Source organism: Streptomyces sp. NK15101 (assembly GCF_020400725.1).
In the GTDB taxonomy this organism is placed as follows: Bacteria; Actinomycetota; Actinomycetes; order Streptomycetales; family Streptomycetaceae; genus Streptomyces.
Window position 1 is genome coordinate 1 of record NZ_JAINVG010000030.1, and the last position, 24,344, is coordinate 24,344.

Annotated in this window: 20 protein-coding genes, 2 tRNA genes and 1 pseudogene; 12 read left to right on the forward strand and 11 right to left on the reverse strand. The window is 74.0% G+C overall.

Annotated features, from left to right (window positions below; translation table 11 throughout):
* The 5 genes from K7G60_RS17850 to K7G60_RS17870 all read left to right on the forward strand — a co-directional run.
* A partial coding sequence (locus K7G60_RS17850) for an SPFH domain-containing protein (protein ID WP_225801916.1) occupies positions 1–1,278 on the forward strand: 1,278 nt, incomplete at its 5' end.
* 128 nt (positions 1,279–1,406) lie between these two features.
* Positions 1,407–2,000 carry a lytic polysaccharide monooxygenase gene (locus tag K7G60_RS17855; protein WP_225801917.1) on the forward strand — a complete coding sequence of 198 codons (594 nt, stop codon included), beginning with the start codon at positions 1,407–1,409 and terminating at the stop codon, positions 1,998–2,000.
* A 67-nt stretch (positions 2,001–2,067) separates the two neighbouring features.
* Entirely contained in the window at positions 2,068–3,726 is a 1,659-nt protein-coding gene (locus K7G60_RS17860) for an AMP-binding protein (protein WP_225801918.1), read from the forward strand.
* Between the two features lie 384 nt (positions 3,727–4,110).
* Positions 4,111–5,424 carry a sensor histidine kinase gene (locus tag K7G60_RS17865; protein ID WP_225801919.1) on the forward strand — a complete coding sequence of 438 codons (1,314 nt, stop codon included), beginning with the start codon at positions 4,111–4,113 and terminating at the stop codon, positions 5,422–5,424.
* Positions 5,355–6,017: a response regulator transcription factor gene (locus K7G60_RS17870; protein ID WP_225801920.1), complete on the forward strand. Its 663-nt coding sequence runs from the start codon at positions 5,355–5,357 to the stop codon at positions 6,015–6,017. The genes K7G60_RS17865 and K7G60_RS17870 overlap by 70 nt, the downstream gene beginning before the upstream one ends.
* 71 nt (positions 6,018–6,088) lie before the next feature.
* Here K7G60_RS17870 and K7G60_RS17875 read toward each other — a convergent pair.
* Both K7G60_RS17875 and K7G60_RS17880 read right to left on the reverse strand, forming a co-directional pair.
* Positions 6,089–6,162 (reverse strand) — tRNA-Lys (locus K7G60_RS17875).
* An 86-nt stretch (positions 6,163–6,248) separates the two neighbouring features.
* A pseudogene (locus tag K7G60_RS17880) lies at positions 6,249–6,864 on the reverse strand (IclR family transcriptional regulator C-terminal domain-containing protein).
* Positions 6,865–7,158: 294 nt separating this feature from the next.
* On the opposite strand from K7G60_RS17880, the gene K7G60_RS17885 reads away from it, so the two are divergent.
* Both K7G60_RS17885 and K7G60_RS17890 read left to right on the forward strand, forming a co-directional pair.
* Positions 7,159–8,256 (forward strand): LLM class flavin-dependent oxidoreductase, encoded by a 1,098-nt coding sequence (locus tag K7G60_RS17885; RefSeq protein ID WP_374115642.1) that lies wholly within the window; start codon positions 7,159–7,161, stop codon positions 8,254–8,256.
* Between the two features lie 244 nt (positions 8,257–8,500).
* A complete protein-coding gene (locus tag K7G60_RS17890) occupies positions 8,501–10,198 on the forward strand; it encodes a glycosyl hydrolase family 18 protein (RefSeq protein WP_225801922.1) in 1,698 nt (565 codons plus the stop codon).
* An 84-nt stretch (positions 10,199–10,282) separates the two neighbouring features.
* On the opposite strand, the gene K7G60_RS17895 is transcribed toward K7G60_RS17890, so the two are convergent.
* A complete protein-coding gene (locus K7G60_RS17895) occupies positions 10,283–12,181 on the reverse strand; it encodes an EAL domain-containing protein (RefSeq protein ID WP_225801923.1) in 1,899 nt (632 codons plus the stop codon).
* Positions 12,182–12,535: 354 nt separating this feature from the next.
* On the opposite strand from K7G60_RS17895, the gene K7G60_RS17900 reads away from it, so the two are divergent.
* Positions 12,536–13,786: a M6 family metalloprotease domain-containing protein gene (locus K7G60_RS17900; protein WP_225801983.1), complete on the forward strand. Its 1,251-nt coding sequence runs from the start codon at positions 12,536–12,538 to the stop codon at positions 13,784–13,786.
* Positions 13,787–13,836: 50 nt separating this feature from the next.
* Here the strand turns inward: K7G60_RS17900 and K7G60_RS17905 are convergent.
* The 3 genes from K7G60_RS17905 to K7G60_RS17915 form a co-directional block, all read right to left on the reverse strand.
* Positions 13,837–13,910 (reverse strand) — tRNA-Lys (locus K7G60_RS17905).
* Positions 13,901–14,530, reverse strand: coding sequence for a hypothetical protein (locus K7G60_RS17910; RefSeq protein ID WP_225801924.1), 630 nt, complete (start codon positions 14,528–14,530; stop codon positions 13,901–13,903). Before K7G60_RS17910 ends, K7G60_RS17905 begins: the two co-directional genes overlap by 10 nt.
* A gap of 192 nt (positions 14,531–14,722) precedes the next feature.
* Positions 14,723–15,079, reverse strand: a complete 357-nt coding sequence (locus tag K7G60_RS17915) for a hypothetical protein (RefSeq protein WP_225801925.1) — start codon at positions 15,077–15,079, stop codon at positions 14,723–14,725.
* 350 nt (positions 15,080–15,429) lie between these two features.
* Here K7G60_RS17915 and K7G60_RS17920 point away from each other — a divergent pair, with 350 nt between their 5' ends.
* Complete coding sequence (locus K7G60_RS17920) at positions 15,430–15,597, forward strand: hypothetical protein (RefSeq protein WP_225801926.1); 168 nt, start codon at positions 15,430–15,432, stop codon at positions 15,595–15,597.
* 161 nt (positions 15,598–15,758) lie between these two features.
* Here the strand turns inward: K7G60_RS17920 and K7G60_RS17925 are convergent, their stop codons facing one another.
* The 4 genes from K7G60_RS17925 to K7G60_RS17940 form a co-directional block, all read right to left on the reverse strand.
* A complete protein-coding gene (locus K7G60_RS17925; protein WP_225801927.1) occupies positions 15,759–17,090 on the reverse strand; it encodes an AAA family ATPase in 1,332 nt (443 codons plus the stop codon).
* A 96-nt stretch (positions 17,091–17,186) separates the two neighbouring features.
* Positions 17,187–18,776, reverse strand: coding sequence for a hypothetical protein (locus K7G60_RS17930; protein WP_225801928.1), 1,590 nt, complete (start codon positions 18,774–18,776; stop codon positions 17,187–17,189).
* A complete protein-coding gene (locus K7G60_RS17935; protein ID WP_225801929.1) occupies positions 18,767–19,891 on the reverse strand; it encodes a hypothetical protein in 1,125 nt (374 codons plus the stop codon). The genes K7G60_RS17930 and K7G60_RS17935 overlap by 10 nt, the downstream gene beginning before the upstream one ends.
* Positions 19,824–20,663, reverse strand: a complete 840-nt coding sequence (locus tag K7G60_RS17940) for a phosphatase PAP2 family protein (RefSeq protein ID WP_225801930.1) — start codon at positions 20,661–20,663, stop codon at positions 19,824–19,826. Before K7G60_RS17940 ends, K7G60_RS17935 begins: the two co-directional genes overlap by 68 nt.
* A 143-nt stretch (positions 20,664–20,806) precedes the next feature.
* Between K7G60_RS17940 and K7G60_RS17945 the strand changes: the two genes are divergently transcribed.
* Positions 20,807–21,403, forward strand: coding sequence for a histidine phosphatase family protein (locus K7G60_RS17945; protein ID WP_225801931.1), 597 nt, complete (start codon positions 20,807–20,809; stop codon positions 21,401–21,403).
* A 29-nt stretch (positions 21,404–21,432) separates the two neighbouring features.
* Here the strand turns inward: K7G60_RS17945 and K7G60_RS17950 are convergent, their stop codons facing one another.
* On the reverse strand, positions 21,433–22,722 hold the full coding sequence (locus K7G60_RS17950) for a tetratricopeptide repeat protein (protein WP_225801932.1): 1,290 nt from the start codon (positions 22,720–22,722) through the stop codon (positions 21,433–21,435).
* A 225-nt stretch (positions 22,723–22,947) separates the two neighbouring features.
* Between K7G60_RS17950 and K7G60_RS17955 the strand changes: the two genes are divergently transcribed.
* Together K7G60_RS17955 and K7G60_RS17960 are read left to right on the forward strand one after the other, a co-directional pair.
* Positions 22,948–23,436 carry a hypothetical protein gene (locus K7G60_RS17955; protein ID WP_225801933.1) on the forward strand — a complete coding sequence of 163 codons (489 nt, stop codon included), beginning with the start codon at positions 22,948–22,950 and terminating at the stop codon, positions 23,434–23,436.
* Between the two features lie 34 nt (positions 23,437–23,470).
* On the forward strand, positions 23,471–24,337 hold the full coding sequence (locus tag K7G60_RS17960; protein ID WP_225801934.1) for a spermidine synthase: 867 nt from the start codon (positions 23,471–23,473) through the stop codon (positions 24,335–24,337).
* The last annotated feature ends 7 nt before the right edge of the window (positions 24,338–24,344 follow it).

Genomic DNA, 24,344 nt, shown 5'->3' on the forward strand with positions numbered 1-24,344 from the left:
GCCGAGACCACCGGCTCCATCCCGGTGCACCTGCTCTTCCGGGACGAGCCGGGGACCGCCGTCCCCGTCACGGCGGACGGCGAAGAGGGGCCCGCCACGATCTCCATGGCCGCGCCGACCCCGCCGACGGTGGGCCGCAAGCCCGCCATCCCGGCCCCGTCGAAGGTCCAGGCCGCCCCGGCCAAGCCGGATCCCGAGACCGGGACCGAGCCGGGCCCCAAGGCGCGACCGCTGCCGCAGCCGCACGCCGCGTCACCGTCCGAGACGCCGTCCCGGCAGGCCGGGGCCGCGTCTCCTCCCAAGCCGCACCCCAAGAACGAACCGGAGTCCCGGCCGAAGCCGAAGGCCGCCTCGCGCCCCGCCCCCACGGCCGATCCCGCGCTCGTGGAGCGGCCCGGTCCGGTGCTGCCCGGATGGGTCGGGGTGGTCGCCGGGGCGCTGGCGATCGCTTGGTGCGCGGGGCTCGTGTGGTGGACCGGGGCGGTGCCCGACGAGGCGGCGCGGATGCTGCGGCTGCCGGCGCGCCCGTACAACGGCATCCCCCTTGGGCAGTGGGCTCTCCTGGCGCTGGGCGTGGTGCTCGCCCTGTTCTCGCTGGGCGGTCTCAGTCGGGGCCGGGTCGGTTACGCCTGGGTGCTGTCGCTGTTCGGCGACTACCGGGGCACGGTCCGCCGTACGGGCCTGGTGTGGATCAGCCCGCTGCTGATCCGCCGCCGAGTGGACGTCCGGCTGCGGCACTGGCGCAGTGAGCCGCTGTCGGCGGTGGACGCGAAGGGCACCGCGCTCGACGTGACCGTCCTGGTGGTGTGGCGGGTGCGGGACACGGTCCGGGCGGTGCTCGGGGTCGACGGGCACGAGGACTACCTGCGGGAGCAGGTGGAGGCGGCGATGGCCAGGGTGCTGTCGCAGCTTCCGGCGGACGCGTTCCACGAGGACGCGCCGACGCTGCGGGACGCCGAGGCGGTGGGCGAGGCGCTGACGCGGATGCTGTCGGCGGAGTGCGCGCCGGTCGGCGTGGACGTGTTCTCGGCGCAGCCGACGCGCATCGAGTACGCGCCGGAGGTGGCGGCGGCGATGCGCCGGCGCCGGATCGCGGCGATCGACGCGAAGCACCGGGACAGCGTCCTGACCTCGGTGGTGGACGCGGTGGACGACGTGGTTCACCGGCTGACCAGTCGTGGTCTGGTGGAGCTGGACGACTACGAGCGCAAGGCGCTGGTCAAGGACCTGACGGTGGCGTTCTACACGGGCAGGACGGGGCCGGTCGAGGGGGCGTGAGGGGGATGGACATGTCCAACGTCCGTCCATACCTTGGTACTTGGTCCAGACCAAAGCACGAGTGAAGCAGTACCGTACGCGCGCGCACGGCCCAACGGAACTCCCCCACGTTCTCCTGGAGCGACAGCATGCGCAAAAAGTCAGTCGGGGCGGCGGTGGTGGCGCTCGGCGTCGCCGGCGTCACCCTCCTGGGCGCCGGCACCGCCGGAAGCCACGGCTACACCGACTCGCCGATCAGCCGACAGAAGCTCTGCGCCAACGGCACCGTGACGAACTGCGGCCCCATACAGTGGGAGCCGCAGTCGGTCGAGGGCCCGAAGGGCTTCCCCGCCGCCGGACCCGCCGACGGGAGGATCTGCTCCGCCGGGCTGTCGCAGTTCGCGCAGCTCGACGACCCGCGCGGCGGCACCTGGCCCGCCACCCGGCTCACGGCGGGGCAGAGCTACAGCTTCCGCTGGCAGTTCACGGCCCGCCACCGCACCACCGACTTCAAGTACTACATCACCAGGAACGGCTGGGACCCGACGCAGAAGCTGACGCGGGCCGCGCTCGACCCCCAGCCGTTCCTGACCGTCCCCTACAACAACCAGCAGCCGCCGGCGACGCTCTCGCACTCCGGGACGATCCCGGCGGGCAAGACGGGCCGGCACCTGATCCTGGCGGTGTGGACGATCGCGGACACCGCGAACGCCTTCTACGCCTGCTCGGACGTCACGTTCTGACGGTCCGTCCCTGACGGTCCGTCCCTGACGGTTCAGTTCTGATGAGTCGTCAGTTATGGTCCGGCCCATGAGGAGCGCGGACACCGTCGCGGAGCTCGTACGGCGCCAGTGGGGCGACCACCGGACCGGCCTGAGGGACGAGCACCACACCCTCACCCACCACCAGGTCGCCTCCGGCGCCGCCGCGCGGGCCGCACTGCTCGTGGACCTGATGCCACCCGTGCCGGGGGGCGAGCCACACCTCGGCATCCTGCTCGACAACACGCCGGAGTACCCGCTCTGGCTCAGCGCGGCGGCCCTCGCGGGGGCCGCCGTCGCCGGGATCAACCCCACCCGGCGCGGCGCCGAACTCGCCCGGGACATCCTCCACACCGAGTGCCGGGTCCTCGTCACCCAGCGCGCCCACCTGCCGCTCCTCGACGGGCTCGCCCTGCCGGGCCTGCGGATCCTGGTCACGGACACCGAGGCCTACCGGGAACTCCTCGCGCCGTACGGGGACGCCCGCCCCGGCGACGCACGGCTCGGTCCCGTGCGCCCCGACAGCCGCTTCCTGCTCTCCTTCACCTCCGGTTCGACGGGCGCGCCGAAGGCCGCCCTCTGCAGCCAGGGGCGCCTGGCGGCCGCGGGCGCCTCGCTCGTCGCCCGCTTCTCCGTGGGCCGGGACGACGTCCACTACGTCTGCATGCCGATGTTCCACGGCAACGCCGTCATCGCCGACTGGGCGCCCGCGCTCGCCGCCGGGGCCGGAGTGGCGCTGCGGGCCCGCTTCTCGGCCTCCCGCTTCCTGCCGGACGTCCGCCGCTTCGGAGCCACGTACTTCACGTACGTGGGCCGAGCCGTCCAGTACCTCCTCGCCACCCCGCCCGGCCCCGACGACCGCGCGCACCCGCTGCGGCTCGGCTTCGGCACGGAGGCGGGGGCGGCGGACGCGGCCCGCTTCCGGGAGCGCTTCGGGGTCCCGCTCGTGGAGGGGTACGGCTCCTCCGAGGGCGGCGCGGCGATCCAGCGGACCCCCGACACTCCGACGGGCGCGATCGGCCGGGCGGCACCGGGCGACGACCTGGCGGTCATCGCCGCCGACACCGGCGAGGAGTGCGCCCCCGCCCGCTTCTCGCCCACGGGCCGGCTCCTCAACGCCGCCGAGGCGGTCGGCGAGCTCGTCAACCGGGGCCGCTCGCCCTTCGAGGGCTACTGGCGCAACCCGGAGGCGGAGGCGGCCCGGCTGCGCGGCGGCTGGTACTGGACCGGCGACCTCTTCTACCGGGACGCGGACGGCTTCCTCTACTTCGCGGGCCGTACGGACGACCGCCTGCGGGTCGACAGCGAGAACCTGGCCGCGGCGATGATCGAGCACATCCTCGCCCGCTGGGACCGGGCGGCGGGGGTCGCGGTCTACGCGGTACCGGACCCGGTGACGGGCGACCAGGTCATGGCGGCGCTGGCCCTGCGGGAAGGCGCGGTCTTCGACCCGGAGGCCTTCGCCGACTTCCTGGCCGCCCAGCCGGACCTGGGCACGAAGATGCCGCCGCGCTTCGTCCGCGTGATGCGGGAGCTGCCGCTCACGGCCACGAACAAGATCCACCGGGTGGCCCTCCGCCGGGCCGGCCTCCGGTGCGAGGACCCGGTGTGGTGGCGGCCGGTGCCGGGGTGCGCCTACGAGCCCCTGACACCGGGGACGAGGGCGATGCTCCTGGACCCCGCCCCCCTCGGACGGCCCCCGTCCTGACCGCCCCCTCCGGCCGACCCGTGCCCCCGCCCGTTGTGGGCAGGCGTTCCGCAAGGGGCGGAACGGGTGGGCACAACGGAACGGCGCCCTGCCGGCGCCCGAGGCTCCTGGGCCTGGACCGGCACCGGACGTGCGCCGCCCCTTGTGGTGCGGGTCCAGGCGCGGAACGCGGAGGCGCCGCCGAAGGGCGCCGTCCCGTGTGCCCACCCTCCCCCAAGCTCTCGGCTCCGCTCGAGCAGGGGGGACCCCCTCGCCCCTGCGGGACGACTGCCCACACGGAGGTAGCAGGGGGCGCCGCCCCGTCGGGGGTAGGCCCAGCCCCACCCCCGTGACGCCCGCCAGACCCCTGGCTCCGCCCCTCGCCGACGCCTACCGTGGCCGTTCATGGACCCCCGTACCCCCTGGCAGGCACTCACCCGCCCCCGTTTCCCGTTCGGGCCCTGGCCTTGGCGGGCCGGGGGATACCTCGCGTCCGGGGGGCTCGTCGGGGCCGTGGCCGGGGCCGGGCTCCTGGTGCTCGGGGTGTTCTCGCTGGTCCTCGTCGGGCTGCCGCTGCTCCTCCTCTTCGGGCTCGCCCTCGGCCGGGCCGAGCGTCTGCGGCTCCGCCTCGTCGACCTGGACCCCGTCCCCGACCCGCACCGCGTCCCCGCCGCGCCCGGCCTGGCGGTCTGGTTCCGGACCCGGGCGACGGAGCAGGCCACCTGGCGGGAGCTCGCGTACGCCCTGCTGCTCGCCACCGTCCTGTGGCCGCTCGACCTCCTCGTCCTCGCCGTGGGCGCCGGCCTGCCCCTCGCCCTCCTCAGCGCGCCCTTCCGTCTCGCCGCGGACGGTCACGAGACCAAGGTCGTCAAGGCGTATCTGGTCACCTCCTGGCCCGAGGCCCTCGCCGCGGCCCTCATCGGCGCCGTCCTCCTCGTCGCCCTCGCCTACCCCCTCGCCGCCGTCGCCGGGGCCCGTGCCGCCCTCGCCCGAGCCCTGCTCGCCCCGCGCGAGACCGGGCGGCCGGGTGCGATCGGCGAGGTCATCGCCTCCCGCGCCCGGCTCGTCGACGCCTTCGAGGCCGAGCGGCGGCGCATCGAGCGCGATCTCCACGACGGGGCCCAGCAGCGTCTGGTCGCCCTCACCATGACCCTCGGTCTGGCCCGGCTCGACGCCCCGCCCGGCGGCCCGCTCGCCGAGCAGCTGGCGAAGGCCCACGCGGAGGCCGGGCAGGTCCTGACGGAGCTCCGCGAGCTGATCCACGGCATCCATCCGCAGGTCCTCGCCGACTACGGACTCGGCCCGGCGCTCGCCGACGCCGCCGACCGCTCCGCCGTCCCCGTCGACATCGGCGCCGACGTCTCCGCGCTGCCCCGGCTGCCCGTCGCCGTCGAGAGCGCCGCGTACTTCGCCGGCTGCGAGGCCCTCGCCAACGTCGGCAAGCACAGCGGTGCCCGCCGGGCGCGGATCACCGCCCGGCACGCCGGCGGCGTCCTGCGGCTCGACGTCGAGGACGACGGGCGCGGCGGCGCCGACCCGGCCGGGGGCTCCGGTCTCACCGGACTCGCCGACCGGATCGCCGTCCTCGATGGCACACTGGCGATCATGAGCCCGCCGGGCGGGCCGACCCTCCTGCGAGTGGAGATCCCGTGTCCCGCACTGCCGACAAGCTCCGCGTCGTCCTCGCCGAGGACAGCGTCCTCCTCCGGGAGGGACTGATCGGACTCCTGGCCCGTTTCGGGCACGAGGTGGTCGCCGCCGTCGGTGACGCCGACGCGCTCCGCGAGGCGGTCGCCGCCCACGAGCCCGACATCGTCGTGACCGACGTCCGGATGCCGCCCGGCTTCCAGGACGAGGGCCTGCGCGCGGCGGTCGCGCTCCGCGCCGAGCGGCCGGCCCTGCCGGTCCTGGTCCTCAGCCAGTACGTGCAGCGCAGCTACGCCGCCGACCTCCTCGACGCGGGCGACGGCACCGGCGTCGGCTATCTCCTGAAGGACCGGGTCGGGCAGGTGGAGGAGTTCGCGGACGCCCTGGCCCGGGTCGCGGCCGGCGGCACGGTCGTCGACCCGGAGGTCGTACGGCAGCTGCTGCGCCGGCACCGGGATCCGCTGGAGGCGCTGACCCCGCGCGAGCGCGAGGTCCTGGGCCTGGTCGCGGAGGGCCGCTCCAACGGGGCGATCGCCCGCCGTCTGGTCGTGACCGAGGCCGCCGTCGGCAAGCACATCGGCAACATCCTGGCGAAACTGGACCTGCCGCCGGCCGAGGACACCCACCGCCGGGTCCTCGCCGTCCTCACGTACCTCCGGGCCTGACCGCCGGGGCCGTGGCCTCCGGACGCGACAAGAAGGCCCCCTCACCGAGGTGAGAGGGCCTTCCCTGTCTGTGCGCCGCCAGGGACTCGAACCCCGGACCCGCTGATTAAGAGTCAGCTGCTCTAACCAACTGAGCTAGCGGCGCCTGCTGACAGAGAAAATACTACCTGGTCCCGAGGGGTGCTTCCGACCACCCTTCGGGACCGGCTCCGAGCAGGCCGGGCCGCGGCCTCAGATCGCCAGCGAGAGGACCACCGGGGCGGCCCTGCGGTTGAGCGTGTCCGCCGCCGCGCGCAGCCGGTGGGCGTGCTCGATCGGCAGGGAGAGCGCCAGGCAGCCCACGGCCGAGCCCGCCGTCAGCGGGACGGCCGCGCAGACCGTGCCCACCGCGTACTCCTGGAGGTCGAGCACGGGGACGGTCGCCGGCTGGCTGTCGAGCTTCGAGAAGAGGATCCGCTCGTTGGTGATCGTCCGGGAGGTCAGCCGGGCGATCTTGTGCCGGGAGAGGTGGTCCCGGCGGCCGTTCTGGTCGAGCTGGGTGAGCAGGCACTTGCCGACCGCGCTGGCGTGCGCGGCCGAGCGGAAGTCCACCCACTCGTTGACCTTGGGCGTGCGCGGGCCGTCGGCGAACTGGGTGATCTTCACCTCGCCGTCGATGTACCGGCTGATGTATACCGCCGCGCCGGAGCATGAGGAGCAGTGAGGACAGGTGGGCGACGGGCAGGCCGGTCTCGCGCGCGATCTGGACGTCTGTCACTCCGCCACCGTGCCGTGAGACCGTCTCGAGGACGCGCAGGGCGTATTGCACCGAGTGGAACGGCGCGGTGGGCTCGGGCTTCAGCGCCACGGTTTCCCCCTACCAGGTTGTGACCGCAAGCTTTCGTACCACGATAACCGCCAAGGGCCCTTTACGGGGCGGCTGTTGGCGAGAATGATGCGGCGGACCTGGCCCCTGGGCTGCGACGCGACACCCTGGCATATGCCCACGTCATGAGTGGTGCGCAGAGCCTCAGGTCAGGGCCGTGTGCGGCGGTGCCGACGTCGGTGTTCGGCCATCGGGGCGCGGCAGAAAATTTCTGCCGCGCGGGGGGCGGAATAAGCGGAGACACCCTCCTGTTGTCGTTCTGACGTATCCGCACGCATGCCGAGGAGGGTTCCCACGGTGATCGACGCCATTCGAGGAGAGGCGCGGGGCAGCGCGCCCGTGCCGCTGTCCGTGCTGGACCTGGTGACCGTCGGCAGCGGGCGGACCGCGACCCAGGCGCTCGCCACGAGCGTCGAGCTGAGCCGGCTCGCCGAGCGGCGCGGCTTCCACCGGCACTGGGTGGCCGAGCACCACTCCATGCCCGGGGTCGCCTCCTCCTCCCCGGCCGTGATCCTCGCCCACCTCGCCGCCCACACCCGGCGCATCCGGCTCGGCTCGGGCGGCGTCATGCTGCCCAACCACGCCCCGCTCGTCGTCGCCGAGCAGTTCGGCACCCTGGAGGCGCTCGCCCCCGGCCGGATCGACCTCGGCCTCGGCCGCGCGCCCGGCACGGACGGGGCCACGGCCGCCGCCCTGCGCCGCAGCGAGACCCTCCACGAGGGCGCGGACGACTTTCCGGAGCAGCTGGCCGAGCTGACCCGCTTCCTGGACGACGACTTCCCGGACGGCCACCCGTACGCCCGGATCCACGCCGTGCCGGGGCCGGTCCAGGGCCCGAAGGGGCGCCCGCCGATCTGGCTGCTCGGCTCCTCGGGCTTCAGCGCCCGCCTCGCGGGACTGCTCGGACTGCCCTTCGCCTTCGCCCATCACTTCTCGGCCAGGAACACGATCCCGGCGCTGGACCTCTACCGGGACTCCTTCCGGCCCTCGGAGGTCCTCGACGCCCCGTACGCGATGATCGGCGTCTCGGCGTTCGCCGCCGAGGAGGCGGCGCAGGCCCACCGCCAGGTCCTCGCCGGCGCGCTCGCGATGCTGCGGCTGCGCACCGGCCGACCGGGCCTGGTGCCCACGCCGGAGGAGGCGGAGGCGTACGGATTCGGCCCCGCCGAGCGGGAGTTCGTCGACGGCTGGCTCGCGAACGTCGTGTACGGCACGCCGGACGAGGTGCGCACCGGCCTGGACGACCTCCGGAAGCGGACGGGCGCGGACGAGTTGATGATCACGGCCAACGGGCACGGGGGACCGGAGCGGGTGCGGAGCTACGAGCTGATCGCCGACGCGTACGAGCTGCCGGAGCTGCCGGGCACCCCCTAGGGGCCGGAATTCGCGGGCCGCTGGTTCATCGTCGAACGAACCGCGCCGGCACCCTAAGCGAACCTTAAACCGCTCGTCACCGATGGTGGCGGGCGGTTTCCTTTTGTGCTGCACCCCTCTGACAAGGGCTTTCTCCGGGAAATTGGTCTAGTCCTCAATCTGGTTCAGACCATTGACGAGCTGTTTGTGCGGCGGATATCACTGCTCCAACTTCCGTACCGCCACCCCCTCCCGGAGGCAGCACGTGCACCCCCGCAAGCCCTTGATCGCCACGCTCCTCAGCTCGGCCCTCGCCGCCGGCGCCCTCGCCGCCACGGCCGGACTCGGCTCCGCCCAGGCCGCCGAGACCGGCACCACCGCCTCCACGGGCGGCGTGAAAATCGCGTACTACGACCAGTGGAGCGTCTACGGGAACGCCTTCTACCCGAAGCACCTCGACGAGCGGGGCATCGCGGCGGGCCTGGACGTCATCAACTACTCGTTCGGGAACATCCACCCGACCGACCTCACCTGTTTCGAGGCCAACAAGGCCGCGGGCGACGACAACAACCCCAACGCGGGCGACGGCGCCGGCGACTCGTACGCCGACTACCAGAAGTCCTTCTCGGCGGCGGACAGCGTCGACGGCGTCGCCGACAAGTGGGACCAGCCGATCGTGGGCGTCTTCAACCAGTTCAAGGAGCTGAAGGCGAAGCACCCCCACCTGAAGATCAACATCTCGCTCGGCGGCTGGACCTACTCCAAGTACTTCTCGGACGCGGCCAGGACCGACGCGAGTCGCAAGAAGCTCGTCGCCTCCTGCATCAAGCAGTACATCCAGGGCGACCTGCCCGTCGAGGGCGGCTACGGCGGCCCCGGCACCGCCGCCGGCGTCTTCGACGGCATCGACATCGACTGGGAGTACCCCGGCTCGCCCGACGGCCACCTCGGCAACCACTACGCCCCCGAGGACAAGCAGAACTTCACGCTCCTCCTCGCCGAGTTCCGCAAGCAGCTCGACGAGTACGGCGCGGCCCACGGCGGCAAGAAGTACCTCCTGACCGCCGCGCTCCCGGCCGGCCAGGACAAGATCAAGAACATCGAGACGGACAAGATCGGCGCGTACCTCGACTACGCGAACATCATGACGTACGACATGCACGGAGCCTGGGACGGCGACGGGCCCACGTACCACCAGTCCCCGCTGTACTCCGGTGCGAACGACCCGACCGACGTCATCAAGCCGGGCACCGAGAAGTACTCGATCGACAACGCCATCGACTCCTGGATCGACGGCAAGCCCGCCTACGGCATCACCGGCGGCTTCCCCGCGAACAAGCTGACCCTGGGCTACGAGTTCTACTACCGCGGCTGGAAGGGCGTCCCGGCCGGGACCGCCAACGGCCTCGCCCAGCCCGCGACCGGCGGCTCCAACGCCCGTCCGCTGAGCCAGGCGGCCGGCATCGCGTACTACAAGGAGCTCGGCGGCATCGTCGACAACCCGTCGGCCACCTTCTGGGACGACCAGGCCAAGTCCGCGTACTTCTACAAGGACGGCGAGTTCTTCACCGGTCTGGACAGGCGCACCATCCAGGCGCGCGCCGACTACGCCCACAGCCGCGGTCTGGCCGGCGCGATGATGTACTCGCTCCTCGGCCTCGACGCCAACGCGACCCTCTTCAAGGACATCGTGACGGCGGTCGGCTCGTCCCCGACCACCCCGCCCACGACCCCGCCGACGACGGAGCCCACGACCCCGCCGACCACCACGCCTCCCACCACCCCGCCGACGACCCCGCCCGCGGGCTGCACCGCCCCGGCGTACGTGGCCGGCCAGGTCTACACCGGCGGCTCGCTCGTCTCCCACAAGGGCCACACGTGGAAGGCCCAGTGGTGGACCCAGAACGAGGAGCCGGGCACGACCGGCGAGTGGGGCGTCTGGAAGGACCAGGGCGCCTGCTGACCCCCCGCTGAACTCCGCATGACCACTGCCCCCGCCCGGAATGTCCCTCCGGCCGGGGGCAGTTCCACGCCGCACGGGTCAGGACTACACCGGCAGCGGCTCCGCGCCGATCAGTTCGGCGATGCGGTCCGGGGTCACCGCCCGCGAGTACAGCCAGCCCTGCCCGGTGTCGCAGCCGATCCGGCGCAGCCGGCTGGCCTGCCCGGCGGTCTCGACGCACTCAGCGGTCACGGTGAGGCCGAGCCGGTGCGCCAGGTGCACGAGCGCCTCGACGATCAGCTCGTCCGCCGGGTTGGCGTGCTCCTCGTCCTGGAAGCCGCGGACGAAGGAGCCGTCCAGCTTGAGCACGGAGACCGGCAGCCGGCTCAGATAGGCGAGGTTCGAGTAGCCGGTGCCGAAGTCGTCGATCGCGATCCGCACCCCCATGTCGCTCAGCGCCTGGAGCGCCTGGAGCGGCCGGCCGTTCGAGCCCATCACCGCGGACTCGGTCAGTTCCAGCTGGAGCAGGTGCGGCGCGAGACCGGTCTCCGCGAGGATGCCGGCCACGTCCGCGACCAGGTCGGAGTCCCAGACCTGGCGGACCGCCACGTTGACGCTGACGAAGATCGGGCGTTCGCGCGGATGGTCCTTCTGCCACTGCCGGGCCTGGCGGCAGGCGGTGGCGAGGACCCACCGCCCCAGCTCCACGATGGAGCCGTCCTCCTCGGCGATCCCGATGAACCGATTCGGCGCGAGCGAGCCGAACTGCGGGTGGTTCCAGCGCACCAGCGCCTCCACTCCGCGCACCGCCCCGTCGGCCAGATCCACCAGCGGCTGGTACTCCAGGGTGAACTCCCCGCGCTCCACGGCCGGCCGCAGGGTGGAGGAGAGCGACTGCCGGGTCATGCGGTGGGCGTTTCGCTCGGGGTCGAAGAGCGTCCAGCGGGCCTTGCCGTCCGCCTTCGCCCAGTACAGCGTGGTGTCCGCGGCCTGCATCAGGGCGGTCGCCGTCGTCCCGGGCGCCGCGCGCTCGACCACGCCGATCGAGGCGGAGACCGAGAGCCGCTGGCCGCCCAGGTCGAAGGGGCGCTGCAGCGCGTCGAGCACCGAGCGCGCCAGGTCCGCCAATTGTTCCGTGCCGGTGGAGTCCTCGACCAGGATCGCGAACTCGTCGCCGCCGAGCCGGGCCACGAGGTGGCCGCCGTTGCGGGTGTAACCGTCGCTGTCCGCGCACTCCGTCAGCCGGGTGGCGACGGCGGCCAGGAGCCGGTCGCCGACCCGGTGGCCCAGGGTGTCGTTGACCGCCTTGAAGCCGTCGAGGTCCAGGTAGCAGAGACCGATCCGCCCTGTTCTGCCATAGCCGTACGACTCGTATGACTCATATGACTCGTGCGACCGGGGGGAGTCCTGGGAGTCGTACCGGGCACAGGCCGCGGCGGCCGCGGCGTCCTGGGCCGCGGTCTCCAGGGCCGCCGAGAGGCGCTCGAAGAACAGCGCGCGGTTGGGCAGCCGGGTCACCGGGTCGTGCATCTGGAGGTGGCGCAGCCGGGCGTGGAGCTCGCGCCGCTCGCTGATGTCCGCGATCGACAGCAGGACGCGCCGGCTGTCGGGCACGGGAGCGACGGTGACCTCGGCCCACAGCGAGCGCCCGTCGGCGTGTTTGAGGCGCCGGGTGCAGCGGAAGCGGGAACGGCGGCCGCCGAGCACCTCGCGGTAGGCGTGCCAGGTGCGGCCGTCGGAGGCGAGGTCGACGAGGTCGGCCGCGGCCTGCTCCCGGAGCGCCGCGGGCTCGGTGCCGAGGAGGGTGCCGAAGGAGTCGTTGGCGGCGATGACGACGCCGTCCTCGTCGACCACGGCCATGGCGAGCTGGGAGACCCGGAAGGCGGCGCGGTAGTCGCGGAGTTCGGCCGTCCGGCGCGCGAGGTGACGCTCCGTGAGTGCGGGCTCGGCCGCTTGTGTCTCCGCCGGCTCTGGGTGCACCGGTCCTTCGGGGGTTCCGCTCACCGCTCGCTCCCGTGTGCAGTCGGGCCGGTCACATGTGGTCGGGATGGTCGGCCAAGGAAGAGTGAGCCGATCATAGAGCCAGCCGGGGGAGCGTTCCAGCTCCGAGGCGCCTCCGAGGGGTCTCCGGCACTGTGAGGCTGCCCACCGGACCGCCCCGCCCGATCGTTTCTGCGCGGCTCTGACACGGGTCGTAGAGGGCATGACCGAATGTGACTTTCCGTGAGCTGAAGCGCGCTCGTGTCGCGTCGACCTCATGGCGCGCCCTCACCCGCCCGGGGCAGCGGAAACATGCGAAACGTCGCAAACCGTCACAAGGTGGGTGGGGTGTCCCGCATTCCTGATCCGGAGGTCCACGTGAGGGCTCAGCAGCCACCCGGGGGAGTGGAACGCTCACGGCTGCGTGCCGGTGCGGCGGCCTTCACCTCGCTCGCCGCACTGGCCGCCACGGGCCTCGTCGCGGGTCCCGCCGTCGGCGCCCCCTCGGCGAGCCCCTGCGCCCTGCCCCGCACCGCCGCCCACCACTCGCTCGGCCTCGACACCTGGAACGGCGCCTATCCCCGGCCGAACCAGAACCTCGACGCGGTCATGATCTTCCTGTCCTTCCCGGACTCCGCACCGCTCATCGAACCGGCCGAACTCGCCGCCGACCACTTCCCCGCCACCAGCGAGTACTTCGACCGCGCCTCCTACGGCCGCTTCAGCCTGCGCCCGCACCCCCGGCCCGGCTGGACCCCGATGCCGCACGAGTCGGAGGAGTACGACATACGGCGGGACTGGGACGCCGGGAAGCGGGCCGCCTACCTCCGCGACGCGATCGCCGCCGCCGACAAGGACGTCGACTTCTCCCGGTACGACATCGTCTACCTGGTCGCCGACCCCGACGCGCCCGGCGTGGACTCCGACGCGACCAAGGTCGTCAACCTCGAGCGCCCGCTGGAGGTCGACGGCACCGAGATCAAGCGCGTCGTCACCGTCTTCGAGCGGCACCCGCCCGACCGCAACGTCCTCGCCCACGAGACCGGCCACGTCTTCGACCTGCCCGACCTCTACCACCGGCCGGTGGACGGCAAGGGCGACTGGGACACCCATGTGGGTGACTGGGACGTCATGGGCAGCCAGTTCGGGCTCTCCCCCGACCTCTTCGGCTGGCACAAGTGGAAGCTCGGCTGGCTCTCCCGCACCCAGATCACCTGCGTCCAGGGCACCGGCTCCCGGCTGGTCAGCCTGGAGCCGGTCGACGCCCCGCCCCCGGCCGGCGGCAGCCTCGGCACCCGCCTCGCCGTCGTCCGCACCGGCCCCGACAGCGTCCTGGCGATCGAGGCCCGCAGCGGCGCCGGGAACGACACCGAGACCTGCACCGAGGGCGTGCTCGTCTACCGGGTCCGCAGCGACGCGGCCTCCGGCGACGGCCCGGTCGAGGTCGTGGACGCGCACCCGGCCACCCAGGCGTGCTCGGACCGCTCCGTCTACCCGCCGCTCGCGGACGCCCCCCTGGAGGAGGGCGAGACCCTGACCGTGCCCGGCACCGGGGTCCGCGTCGAGGTCGCCGACCGCAGCGGGGCGGGCGTCTGGACGGTGAAGATCACACCCCCCGGAGAAGCGTGACCGGGAAAACGAAGGAGCCCCTCGCTTCCGCGAGGGGCTCCTCCTGTCTGTGCGCCGCCAGGGACTCGAACCCCGGACCCGCTGATTAAGAGTCAGCTGCTCTAACCAACTGAGCTAGCGGCGCCTGCTGACGTCGTAGACATTAGCACCCGGATCCGCCGGAGGAAAAATCGATACCCGCACGTCGGCGGCGGAGGCAGCCCGGACGGCCCGCACACAGGCCCAGAGCACGACCTCGGGGCCGGGCAGCCACGGGTGCCGGGTGTCCGGGGCCACCAGCCAGCGGGGCCCGGCGGAGTCGGAGGGCACGAGCGCCGGCACGGTCACCGCGTCCCCCAGGCCGTGGCAGAGCGGCCGGGGGACCGCCTCGCCCCATTCCTCCCAGTCGAGCAGGGCGGGCAGCCGCTGGGCCGTCCCCGGCGCGGCGAACAGCATCATCCGGCCCCGGTGCGTCGCGACGGGCCCCGAGCCCGGACCCTCCTCCCACAGCCGGTCCAGCATCCGGCGGCCGAAGACCGGGTCCACGTTGACGACGTCGAAGACGGTCCCGCAGGGCAGCGCCGCCGGGGAGGCGGGGCGGGACTCCCAGCGGGTGAGCGCGGCGCCCTCGCGGCCCCCCGCGGCCGAGGCGAGCCAGGCGGCCCCGTCGGCGGTCACCCGAGCCGTCTGGTGCCGTCCCTCGTCGCCCTGCCGGAGGAACCGGAAGATGTCGTGCGGGGTCTCGTCGCGCAGCCAGGTCGTCATGGATCCAGGTCTACCGGGCGTGATCCTCCGGTTGCCGAGGGTTCCCGGAATCCCGGACAGGAGGGGTGGGGGAGGAGTATCGTGCCCCCTCGGCATATGCCAGGGGTGCTTTTTCGGTCAGAAGTACGCCTCCGAGCCACACGGGCGCGCCTCCGGGCAGGCCCGCGCGCCCCCGCGCGCCCGTCCCCGGGCTCAGTCCTCCGCCGGCCGGCCGTTCGTCCGGATCAGGTCGCGGCCGAACTCGATCATCTTCCGGGCGTAGTCCTCGGTCCAGGCGGCCCGCTCGGCGACGTCCGCCGCCGTCAGCCGGTCGAACCGGCGCGGATCCGCCAGCTGCGCGGCCGCGATCGCCTGGTACTCGGTCGCCCGGTCCGTCGCCGCCCGGAACGCGAGCGTCAGCTCCGTCGCCCGGGACAGCAGCTCGCGGGGGTCCTCTATCGACTCCAGGTCGAAGAAGTGCTCCGGGTCGGCGGTCGCCTCGGCAGGCTCGAAGATCAGCGGTGCCGGCCGAAGCCGCCGCTGTGCGCTCCGCTCCGCGGGTTCCGCCATCGTCCTTCTCCTCCTCGCACAGGCACGGCCCGGAATCCCGGGCCGTCTTCCATTGTCCCGCGCCACGCAAGAGCGCGAACCTCCGCCCGTACGCCCCCGGCGTCCGCCGGGCCCCGGTTTCGACCCGCGCGGGCCGGGTCGCGGCGTCCAGGTCACCCGGTGTTCCTCCAGGTGGGAGAGGACCGCGTGGGTGCCCGTCCGAGGGCCGCCCCCGGGGGGGCGGTGGGCATCGCCCGCGCCGTGGTGGAGCGTTCAACTTCCTTTGTGGTCCTGGCCTCTTGACGTCGGGAGGAGGCGAGGAGAATCGTGGAAGGTCAGCCTGCGATTCGTCATAAGCCAGGTGATGCACCATGCAAGTCGCCCTTCGCAAACGCACCGCCCTGGCCGTGTCCGGCTTCGCGCTCTGCGGTGCCCTCGCCGCACCGGCGGTCATGGATGTGGTCTCGATGGTGACCGACACCCAACAGACCCAGGTCGACGCGGTGAGGAAGAAGCCGAAGAAGCCGCCGCGGCACTAGGAGGTCCAGGTCACGCCGGGCGGAGACGCCCTCCCGTACGGTGACATCGGGCCGGACGACCCGCCGGGAGGACGGAGCCGCACCGGCATCGGCGGCGCGTGGTGGAGGCAGGCCGCGCGGGGCGGATGTCCCGCAGTGCCTGAGCTTCCTCGACGGCCGCCTCACGGCGTCCAGGGCACCCGGTGTTCCTCCAGGTGGGAGAGGACCGCATGGTTCGCCTCCCAGCCGTCGGGGAACGAGACCGCGACCCCCAGCCGCACCGGATCCGTCGACGGGTGCTCGTCGAGGAGCTCCGCCACGCCCGCCCGGCACACCACGATGCACGCGTGCCGGTGCCGGGAGGCCAGCACGCACAGCCGGCCCGTCTCCAGGTGGAAGGCGGTCGCGTCCGGGCGGCCCGACAGCGGGTGCAGGACGACCGTCACGTCGTACTCGCGCCCCTGGAGCCGGTTCGCGGTGTCCACCGTCACGCCGGTCACGCCGAGGTCCGCGAGCGCCGCCCGGACCGCCGCCGCCTGGTCGCGGTGGGCGGTGCCGACGGCGACCCGGTCCGGGGTGAGCGGGACCGGGGTCTCCGAGCGCTCCGAGACCGCCGCGCCGCCCCGGTCCAGGAGCCGGCGCACGACCAGGGCGATCGCGCCGACCGCCTCGGGGTCGGTGCGGGGGGTGTGCCGGGCCGGGAGTTCGAGCAGGCCCCAGCCGGACTCGGCGGCCTCGTCGAGGACCCGGTCGGGACCCGAGCCGTCCGAGGGAACCCCGAAGGAGAGCCTCCGGTCCCCGTGCCCGGTGCCGCTGCGGAACGGCGTGTACGGGTAGAAGGCGTCCGACACCAGCGGCGCCGCCGAGGCGGGCAGCCGCCAGGAGACCGGCAGCCGGTGCTGCGGCAGCTCCGGGTTGTGCGCGAGCAGCGTGGAGACGGCGCTCGCCGACGGGTCGTACGTGAGCCCCGCCCACTGCTCCGCGCCCACCACCGAGAACGGGTCGAGCTGCCCGGGGTCGCCCACGAACAGCGCCCGCTCGAAGAGGCCCGCCACCGCGAGCAGCGCGTCCGAGCGCATCTGGTACGCCTCGTCGACGATCGCGTGCGCCCACGGCTCCACGTTCTTCACGTGCCCCCATTTGGCGGCCGTGGACAGCACGACCGGCAGCCCGGTCAGCTCGCCCGCCTTCGCCGACTTCCGTACGTTCGCCAGGTCGTCGAGCACCTTGTCGTACGGGTCGGAGTCGTTCGAGTGCAGCCGGCCGATCTCCAGGTCCGGTTCCTTCTCGGCGAGCCGCAGCACGAGGTCGTCCACCTGCGCGTTCGTCTGGGCGACCACCATCAGGGGGCGCCCGGCGGCGGCCAGTTCGAGGGCGGCCCTGACCACGAGCGTCGACTTGCCGGCGCCCGGCGGGGAGTCGACGACGACGCCCCGCGCGGTGCCGTGCAGGGTGTCCGCCAGGATGGCGGAGGTCGCCCGGGCGGCCTCGGCGGACGGGTCGAACACGGTCACGTCAGGTCCTCGGGGGTCACGGCGTCGGGCGGGGTCACGGCGGGCGGGGCGAACACGGTCACGTCAGGTCCTCCGGCGTCACGGCGTCGGGCGGGGTCACAGGACGTCCTCCGGCGTCACGGCGTCGGGCAGTTCCACGGCGTCCGTCCGGGGCGGGCCGCCGTGCGTCCAGGGCGTCTCCTCCGGGTCCGGCAGCTTCGGCCCGACCCGCTGGTCGTGCTCGAACAGCGTCCAGGCGATCCGCTCGCCCTTCTCCGGCACCGATCCCTCCGCGGGCTCCCTGGACCGGCCCATCCGGTCCAGGACCCGCAGCAGCAGCGAGCCGTCCTCCTCGTACCGCACGAATTCCGCCGCCTGCGGCTTGCCGTCCAGCGAGCGGTACACCTTCACCTTCTCGCCCAGGTGCGGCCGGTCGTCCGTGCGGACCGTGAGGAGCGGGCGCGGCGCGGGCCGCTTCGACTCCGTCCACGCCATCGTCACCTCGACCACCTCGGCCGAGAACGCCTCGCCCGCGAGCCGCCGCCCCGCCAGGACCAGCGGGTCGTCGAGCGCCTCCTGCGCCTCCAGCTGGCCCTGCGCCTGCTCGCGGGCGGCGAGCTTCGCGGCCGCCGTCACGGCGTCGTCCCGGCGCGGCTGCGGCGGCTCGCCGGCCGCGACCCGGTCCCGGTGGCCGGTGAAGGACCAGCGGTCGCGGGTCCAGCGGTCCTCGACCCTGGCGCCCTCCGGCAGCTCCCGCAGCAGCTCGACCGCCCGCCAGACCGCGTCCCAGGTCGGCTTCAGCTGCGAGGCGATCAGCCGGCGCAGCTCCCGCTCGGCCGCGTGCAGCTCGGCGAGCCCCGTGTCGGCCGCCTCGCCGTCCTCGGCCGCGCCGAGCGCCTGCCGGGCCCGGTCGTACCGCTCGATCGCCGGCGCCAGGAGCTTGTTGTCGAAGGCCGGGTCGGTGGCGGGTCCGGCCGGCGGGCAGAGCAGCTGCCCCTGGGCGTCCCGGCCGACCTCGGCCCGCAGCGCGCCCTCCGGTCCCGACTCGCCCGCGGCCGGGTCGATCCAGGCGAGCAGGGCGCCCAGGTGCTGGTCCTCCAGGGACGACTGGCCGGTTGCCCAGTGCCGGTTGAGGAGGTCCGTCGCCGCGAGGAGCAGCGAGGAGCCGGGCACCCGGGCCCGCTCGCCGAAGTGCGTCAGCCAGCGCCCGAGCAGCGGCACCCGCGGCGGCGCCGGGAACGGCGTCTCCGGGTCCTGCTCGGCCGTCCGCCGGAACCGCGTCGACCGCCCCAGCAGCCGTACGTACTCGATGCCCGCCCGGCTCGGCACGATCAGCTGCGGCGCGTCGGCGCACAGCTCGACCTCGACCTTCACCTTCTTGCCGGTCTCCGGGTCGACCTCGTTCCGCTCCGCCGCCTCGACGACGTCCGTGAACGAGTCGACGTACGGCAGGATCTCCTCGGCCAGATCGGCGAGGAACGCGAACCGCAGGTCACGGTCCCGGGGTTGCGGCACCACCAGGAGCCGCGGCTCCCCGGGGTCGGTGCCGACCAGCGCGCCCAGCGGGGCGCCCGCCTCACCGGCCGTCGTCAGCGGCACGAAGACCAACGGCCGCGCGGACAGCCGCCGGTGCCGGACCGTGGCGAGCGGCTGCGCCCGGCCCGACTCGACGGCCTCCATCCGGGCGAGCGTCGAGATCAGCGACATGCCGTCACCCCCGCCAGGGCCTCCTCGCGCAGGGCCCGCGCCCGGCGCAGCGCCGCCACCGCCGGGTCCTCCGGGTCGCCCTCCTCGCCGCGCGCCGCCGCCAGGACCGCGCCGACCGTCGTCAGGCCGCCCAACTCCCCCCGTACGGAACGGCCCAGGGTCTCCACCGCGCCCGCCGCCCGGGAGCGCGCCCGGCAGTGGAAGGCCAACTCGCAGGCGGCCAGGCACTCCGGCGCGTACTGATGGGGCACGCACTCCACGGCCGCCGTCAGCTCCTCCGCCGAACGCTCCACCACGTCGAAGCTGATGCCCTCCGGAAGGGCCCGGGCGATCTCGTCGATCCGGGTCAGCCGGGCCAGCTGCCGCCGGGTCACCGACCGCTGCTTGCGCACGTCGACCACCGAGGCCGCCGGCACGTTCGAGAAGTCCTTCGGGCAGACGAGGAGCACCGACTGCGCGACCCGCGCGCCCTCCGTACGGGCCGCCACCCGCTCCAGGGCCAGCACGTACACGGCGGCCTGGCGGGCCGCGGCGCCCACCTTCGCCGCGTCGGCCGAACCGTCGATCATCGGGAACGACTTGATCTCCACCACCGTCCACCCGCCGTCGGGGTGCACCACCACCGCGTCCGGCTCCAGGTAGACGGGGGAACCGGCGACCTCCAGGGCGAGCAGCGGATGGTCGAGCAGTGCCCACGCTCCGGCGGCGGTGGCCTCCCGCAGCGCGAGGGCCGTGCGGGCCACCCGTCCCTCGGGCCCGGCCGCCGCCAGGTCGGGCACGGACACCTCGCCCGGCTCCTCCACGCCGATCAGGCGCAGCAGTTCGCGCCCGCCGTCCGCCTTCACCTTCGCCTCGAAGGAGTTGCCGCGCACGATCGCGAACTGCGACTGCCCGAACGGCGCGGGCGAGCCGAGCTTCGCGGCCAGCGCCGACTTGTCGACGCCGGCGCCGTCGAGGACGGCCCGCCGCCGGCAGCCGGGGTTGGCCGCGAGCGCCGCGAGCGCCCGGGCGTCCAGCGGACGCGGCACGACGGCCGGTCCGCGCAGCTCAGCGAGGAGTTGCCTGCTTGTCGTCCGCGGTGTCCGGGACGGACCGCTGTCCAGGGATGCGCTCACCCGCGGAAGTCTCCCATCCGCCACTGACAACCGGGGACGCTTCCGCCCTCCCGCCGATCCGGTCGGCGAGCCGCAGCGCGTACGGGGCGAGCAGCAGGCCCGCGCCCATCACGGCCGCCCCGGCGACCGCGTCGAGCAGGTAGTGGTTGGCGGTGCCCATCACGACCAGCGCCGTGACCAGCGGATACGCCACCCCGAGGGCCTTCGTGAGCGGTGTCCGCCCGTACCGCCACAGCAGCACCCCGCACCACAGCGCCCAGCCGACGTGCAGGCTGGGCATCGCCGCGTACTGGTTCGTCAGACCGCCGAGCCCGCGCGGCGCGCTGGCCTCGCCGCCCCACCAGCCGTACGCGCTGAAGTGCGCCATCGTGTCCGTGAAGCCGTGGGCCGCGCCGAGGAGTCGGGGCGGGCAGGTCGGCAGCAGCGTGAAGCCGACGAGGCCGAGCAGGGTGGAGAGCATCAGCCAGGTGCGGGCGGCCCGGTAGTGCGCGGTGCGGCGGCGGAAGAGCCAGACCAGGACCGCCGGGGTCACCAGGTAGTGCAGCGAGGCGTACGCGAAGTCCGCCGGGATCCCGAGCGCGGGGACGTCCGTGAACAGCCGGTTCAACGGGTGCTCGGCATCGATGCCGAGGCCCTCCTCGAACCGCAGGACCGCGAGCCCGTGCGCCACGGCCGAGGTCTCGTCGCCCCTCACCAGGAGCCGCCCGCCCGAGTAGGCCGCGTACACGACGGCGACCAGGGACAGCTCCGCCCACCAGCGTGGCTTGTGCATGTACGAGTCCCCCAGTCGGTGATCGGCCCGGGGGAGGGGACGCGAGGAGGCCCCGGGGGGGTTGCCCGGGCGCCACCGCGCGTTCACGTCGGCGATGATGGGAGAGGCACGTCCGCACCGTGAACCCCTGGAGCATCCTTCCCATGGCACCGCGCATCCTGCTCGCCCGGCACGGCCAGACCGAGTGGTCCCTTCTCGGCCGGCACACCGGCAGGACCGACATACCGCTGCTCGACGAGGGACGGCGCGGGGCGAAGCTGCTCGGCGAGCGCCTGCACCGGGGCCCCTGGCGGGGGCTGCCCGACGTGGAGGTGCGCACCAGCCCGCTCGTCCGGGCGAGCGAGACCTGCGAGCTCGCCGGCTTCGGGGACCGGGCCGAGCCCTGGGACGCGCTGATGGAGTGGGACTACGGGGCGTACGAGGGACTGACCCCGCCCGAGATCCGGAAGATCCAGCCGGACTGGTTCATCTGGCGCGACGGCGTCCCCGAGGGGGAGACGCTCGCCCAGCTGTCGGACCGCGCCGACGAGATCGTGGAGTGGGCCCGCTCCGCCGACCGCGACGTCCTGGTCTTCGCCCACGGCCACATCCTGCGCTCGATCGGCGCGCGCTGGCTCGGCGAGGACGTCTCCTTCGCCTCCCGCATCCGCCTGGACCCGACGAGCCTCTCGGTCCTCGGCTGGGCGTACGACGCCCCGGCGATCGAGCGCTGGAACGACACGGGGCACCTGGAGCAGTAGCGCACGGGGCGGGAGCCCCGGGGCCCCGCTCAGTACGTGCCCGCCAGGACCCGGCCGGTCTCCGAGAGCAGGTCGCGGATCCGGGCCGAGGCGATGCCGTCGAGGGAGTCCGCGACGCGCCGCGCCTCCGCCGCGGCCTCGTCCCGGCGGCCGGCGTGCGCCAGGTCCTTGGCGAGGTGCGCCCGGTAGAGCGCGAGGTTCCGGGCGAAGTGCGGGTTCTGCAGGACGACCGCCCGGTGGGCGTGGCGCGCCGCCCGGCCCCACTCGCCGAGCGCCGACCAGCAGCCGGCCTCCAGCGCCTCCCGCTCCGGCTCGCCGAAGAAGGACATCCACTCGGGGTCGCCCTCGGCCGGGCCCCGGTCGAAGTGCTGGTGCGCGCGGCCGAGGGCCTGTTCGCAGGCGGAGCGGTCGCCGAGCCCCGCCCACCCGCCCGCCTCCCGCAGGGACAGCAGCGAGAGCAGCCGGGCCGAGTCCAGCGGCTGCGCGGCCCGCAGGCCCGCCTGGGCCGCCCGGACCGCCTCGCGGTACCGGCCGGTGTCCCGGGCCAGGAACGAGGTGTTGCAGAAGGCGTGCGCCTCCAGGGCCGCGTTCCCCGCCACGCGCGCGGTGGCCAGCGCCTCCGCGTAGTGCGAGCGCGCGTCCTCGTGCCGGCCCGAGTCGTGGGCCAGCCAGCCGACGGAGAGGGAGAGCTCGCCCGCGCCCGCGTGGAGCCGGTCCTCGGTGGAGCGGCGGGTCATGGTGCCGGTGTCGAGGAGCGCGTACGCGGTACGGAGCGGCTGGGCGGCCACCTTGTACAGGCCGTCGGCGCCGTGCCGGTCGTCGAGCAGCCGGATCCGCCGCACGGCGTCCTCGACGGCCCGCACCTCGGCCTCGCCGATCCGGTGGGTGCCGCGGGGGGAGGGGATCGCGACGGCGGGGCCGCCGAGTCCCAGCGAGGCGGCCGCCAGGGTGGCGGAGCCGCTCGTCATGAATGCGCGACGCAGCACGTCGCTCTCCTCATCGTTCCGGGTGGTGATGGCGGCGGGAGGCGCTGCCCCGGCCGGGACTGCCTGCCGCCGGCCGCGCACCGTCTCCCGCGCGGAGAACCCCAGGTCGGAGAGGCTCAGACCGGGGAACATGTGCAGGAAGACCCGCTCGTACGCGTAGTTGGGGCAGCGGATCTCTCCCGCCTCCACGCGCCCGATGTAGCGGGCGTCGCACGCGACCTGTTCGCCGATCTCCCGCGCCGCCCGGCGGACGGCCGCGGCGAACTCCGCCGGCGAGTGCTGTCCGCGAAGCCGGCGGAAGGCGAGATTGGGAACTGCCCGTGACATCGCCATGGCCGAGCCCTCTCCTGGTGCTGCCGGGTTTCCGGCGGCAAGAACGTACCTGCTGTGACCGGATGCGTACGCTGAGTTTGGCTACAAATCGGATATCTCGCCTGTGATCTGCCATGAACTGCCATCCTTTGCGGCGGCATCCCGCCGTAGCCGTTGACGCGCACGGGCGTTGAACCGTAGAGGAGGGACGGAACGTGTCTCCTCTGGAGCGAGGAGGGGTCCCCCATGTCGGAGATCGGTTCGCAGTCGGCCACGCGGCACGCACCCGTCCCGGACGTCACGCGTCGCGCACCCGTCCCGGAGACCGACGGGTGCCAGCCCGCCGCCGGGCCCTGGGACCTGGTGACCGTCCCGGTCCGCCAGGGCCTGGAGGCCGTGGACATCCTGCGCCGCGCCGCCGCCCCCGCCGTCGGCCCGGTCGTCCACGACGGCACCTGCGACACCCTCGGCTTCCTGGTGCCGCCCGGCACCGCCGCGGCCTGGGACATGCCGGGCAGCGCCTGTACGCGGACCTCGGGGCGCGGCTTCCGCCTCCCCGAGCTGCCGGAGCTCCCCGCGCTGCCGGAGCTCCCCGAGCCGGCGGGCGACGCGCCCCGCCCCGCCGGCTGGCTGCTGCCGCCGGGCGACGCCGACCCCGTCACCGACCCGGTCGTCCTGCGCGAGGCGCTCGGCGAGGCGGCCCGGCTCATCGAGGCGGCCGACGGCTGCCACTGAGCTGTCAGGGGCGCCTTGCCCCGATAATGGGCCCGTGGCCAGGAACAAACAGCGGGACCGGGCGGCCGCGGCCGCCCCCGTCGTCGAGACCGTCGACGGCGGCCTCGCCGAACTCATACCCGACCGGGAACGCCCGCGCGGCTGGACGCTGCTCATCGACGGCGCCCCGCAGTCGCACGTCGACCTCGACGACCCGGCCCGCCTCACCTTCGAGTACCAGCGGCGCCTCGGCCACATCGCCGACCTCGCCGCCCCGCCGAACCGGCCGCTCCAGGTCGTGCACCTCGGCGGCGGCGCCTTCACCCTCGCCCGGTACGTCGCCGCGACCCGGCCCCGCTCCACCCAGCAGATCGTGGAGCTCGACGCGCCCCTGGTCCAGCTCGTCCGCCGGGAACTGCCCCTCGACGCCGGGGCCCGCATCCGGGTCCGCTCCACCGACGCCCGTGCCGGCCTCGCCAAGGTCCAGGACGGCTGGGCCGACCTCGTCATCGCCGACGTGTTCAGCGGGGCCCGCACCCCGGCCCACCTGACCAGCACCGAGTTCCTCACCGAGGTGCGGCGGGTGCTGAGGCCCGGCGGCTTCTACGCGGCGAACCTCGCCGACGGCCCGCCCCTGACCCATCTGCGCGGCCAGATCGCCACCGCCGCCGCCGTCTTCCCCGAGCTGGCGCTCGCCGCCGACCCGACGGTCCTGCGCGGCCGCCGCTTCGGCAACGCGGTGCTGCTCGCCTCGGACCACGGGCTGCCGGTGGCCGAGCTGACCCGCCGGGTCGCCACCGACCCGCACCCGGGGCGCGTGGAGCACGGCCGGGCCCTCGCCGACTTCGCCGGGGGAGCGGCGCCGGTCACCGACGCGAGCGCCAAGCCCTCGCCCGTACCGCCGGCGTCCGCCTTCCGCTGACCGGCGC

Excerpts from the sequence above, each read along its gene's own strand:
- K7G60_RS17855 (WP_225801917.1), top strand. The coding sequence starts at position 1,407 with ATGCGCAAAAAGTCAGTCGGGGCGGCGGTGGTGGCGCTCGGCGTCGCC.
- K7G60_RS17860 (WP_225801918.1), top strand. The coding sequence starts at position 2,068 with ATGAGGAGCGCGGACACCGTCGCGGAGCTCGTACGGCGCCAGTGGGGC.
- K7G60_RS17865 (WP_225801919.1), top strand. The coding sequence starts at position 4,111 with ATGGACCCCCGTACCCCCTGGCAGGCACTCACCCGCCCCCGTTTCCCG.
- K7G60_RS17885 (WP_374115642.1), top strand. The coding sequence starts at position 7,159 with ATGCCGAGGAGGGTTCCCACGGTGATCGACGCCATTCGAGGAGAGGCG.
- K7G60_RS17910 (WP_225801924.1), bottom strand. The coding sequence starts at position 14,530 with ATGACGACCTGGCTGCGCGACGAGACCCCGCACGACATCTTCCGGTTC.
- K7G60_RS17915 (WP_225801925.1), bottom strand. The coding sequence starts at position 15,079 with ATGGCGGAACCCGCGGAGCGGAGCGCACAGCGGCGGCTTCGGCCGGCA.
- K7G60_RS17920 (WP_225801926.1), top strand. The coding sequence starts at position 15,430 with ATGCAAGTCGCCCTTCGCAAACGCACCGCCCTGGCCGTGTCCGGCTTC.
- K7G60_RS17930 (WP_225801928.1), bottom strand. The coding sequence starts at position 18,776 with ATGTCGCTGATCTCGACGCTCGCCCGGATGGAGGCCGTCGAGTCGGGC.
- K7G60_RS17940 (WP_225801930.1), bottom strand. The coding sequence starts at position 20,663 with ATGCACAAGCCACGCTGGTGGGCGGAGCTGTCCCTGGTCGCCGTCGTG.
- K7G60_RS17945 (WP_225801931.1), top strand. The coding sequence starts at position 20,807 with ATGGCACCGCGCATCCTGCTCGCCCGGCACGGCCAGACCGAGTGGTCC.
- K7G60_RS17950 (WP_225801932.1), bottom strand. The coding sequence starts at position 22,722 with ATGGCGATGTCACGGGCAGTTCCCAATCTCGCCTTCCGCCGGCTTCGC.
- K7G60_RS17955 (WP_225801933.1), top strand. The coding sequence starts at position 22,948 with ATGTCGGAGATCGGTTCGCAGTCGGCCACGCGGCACGCACCCGTCCCG.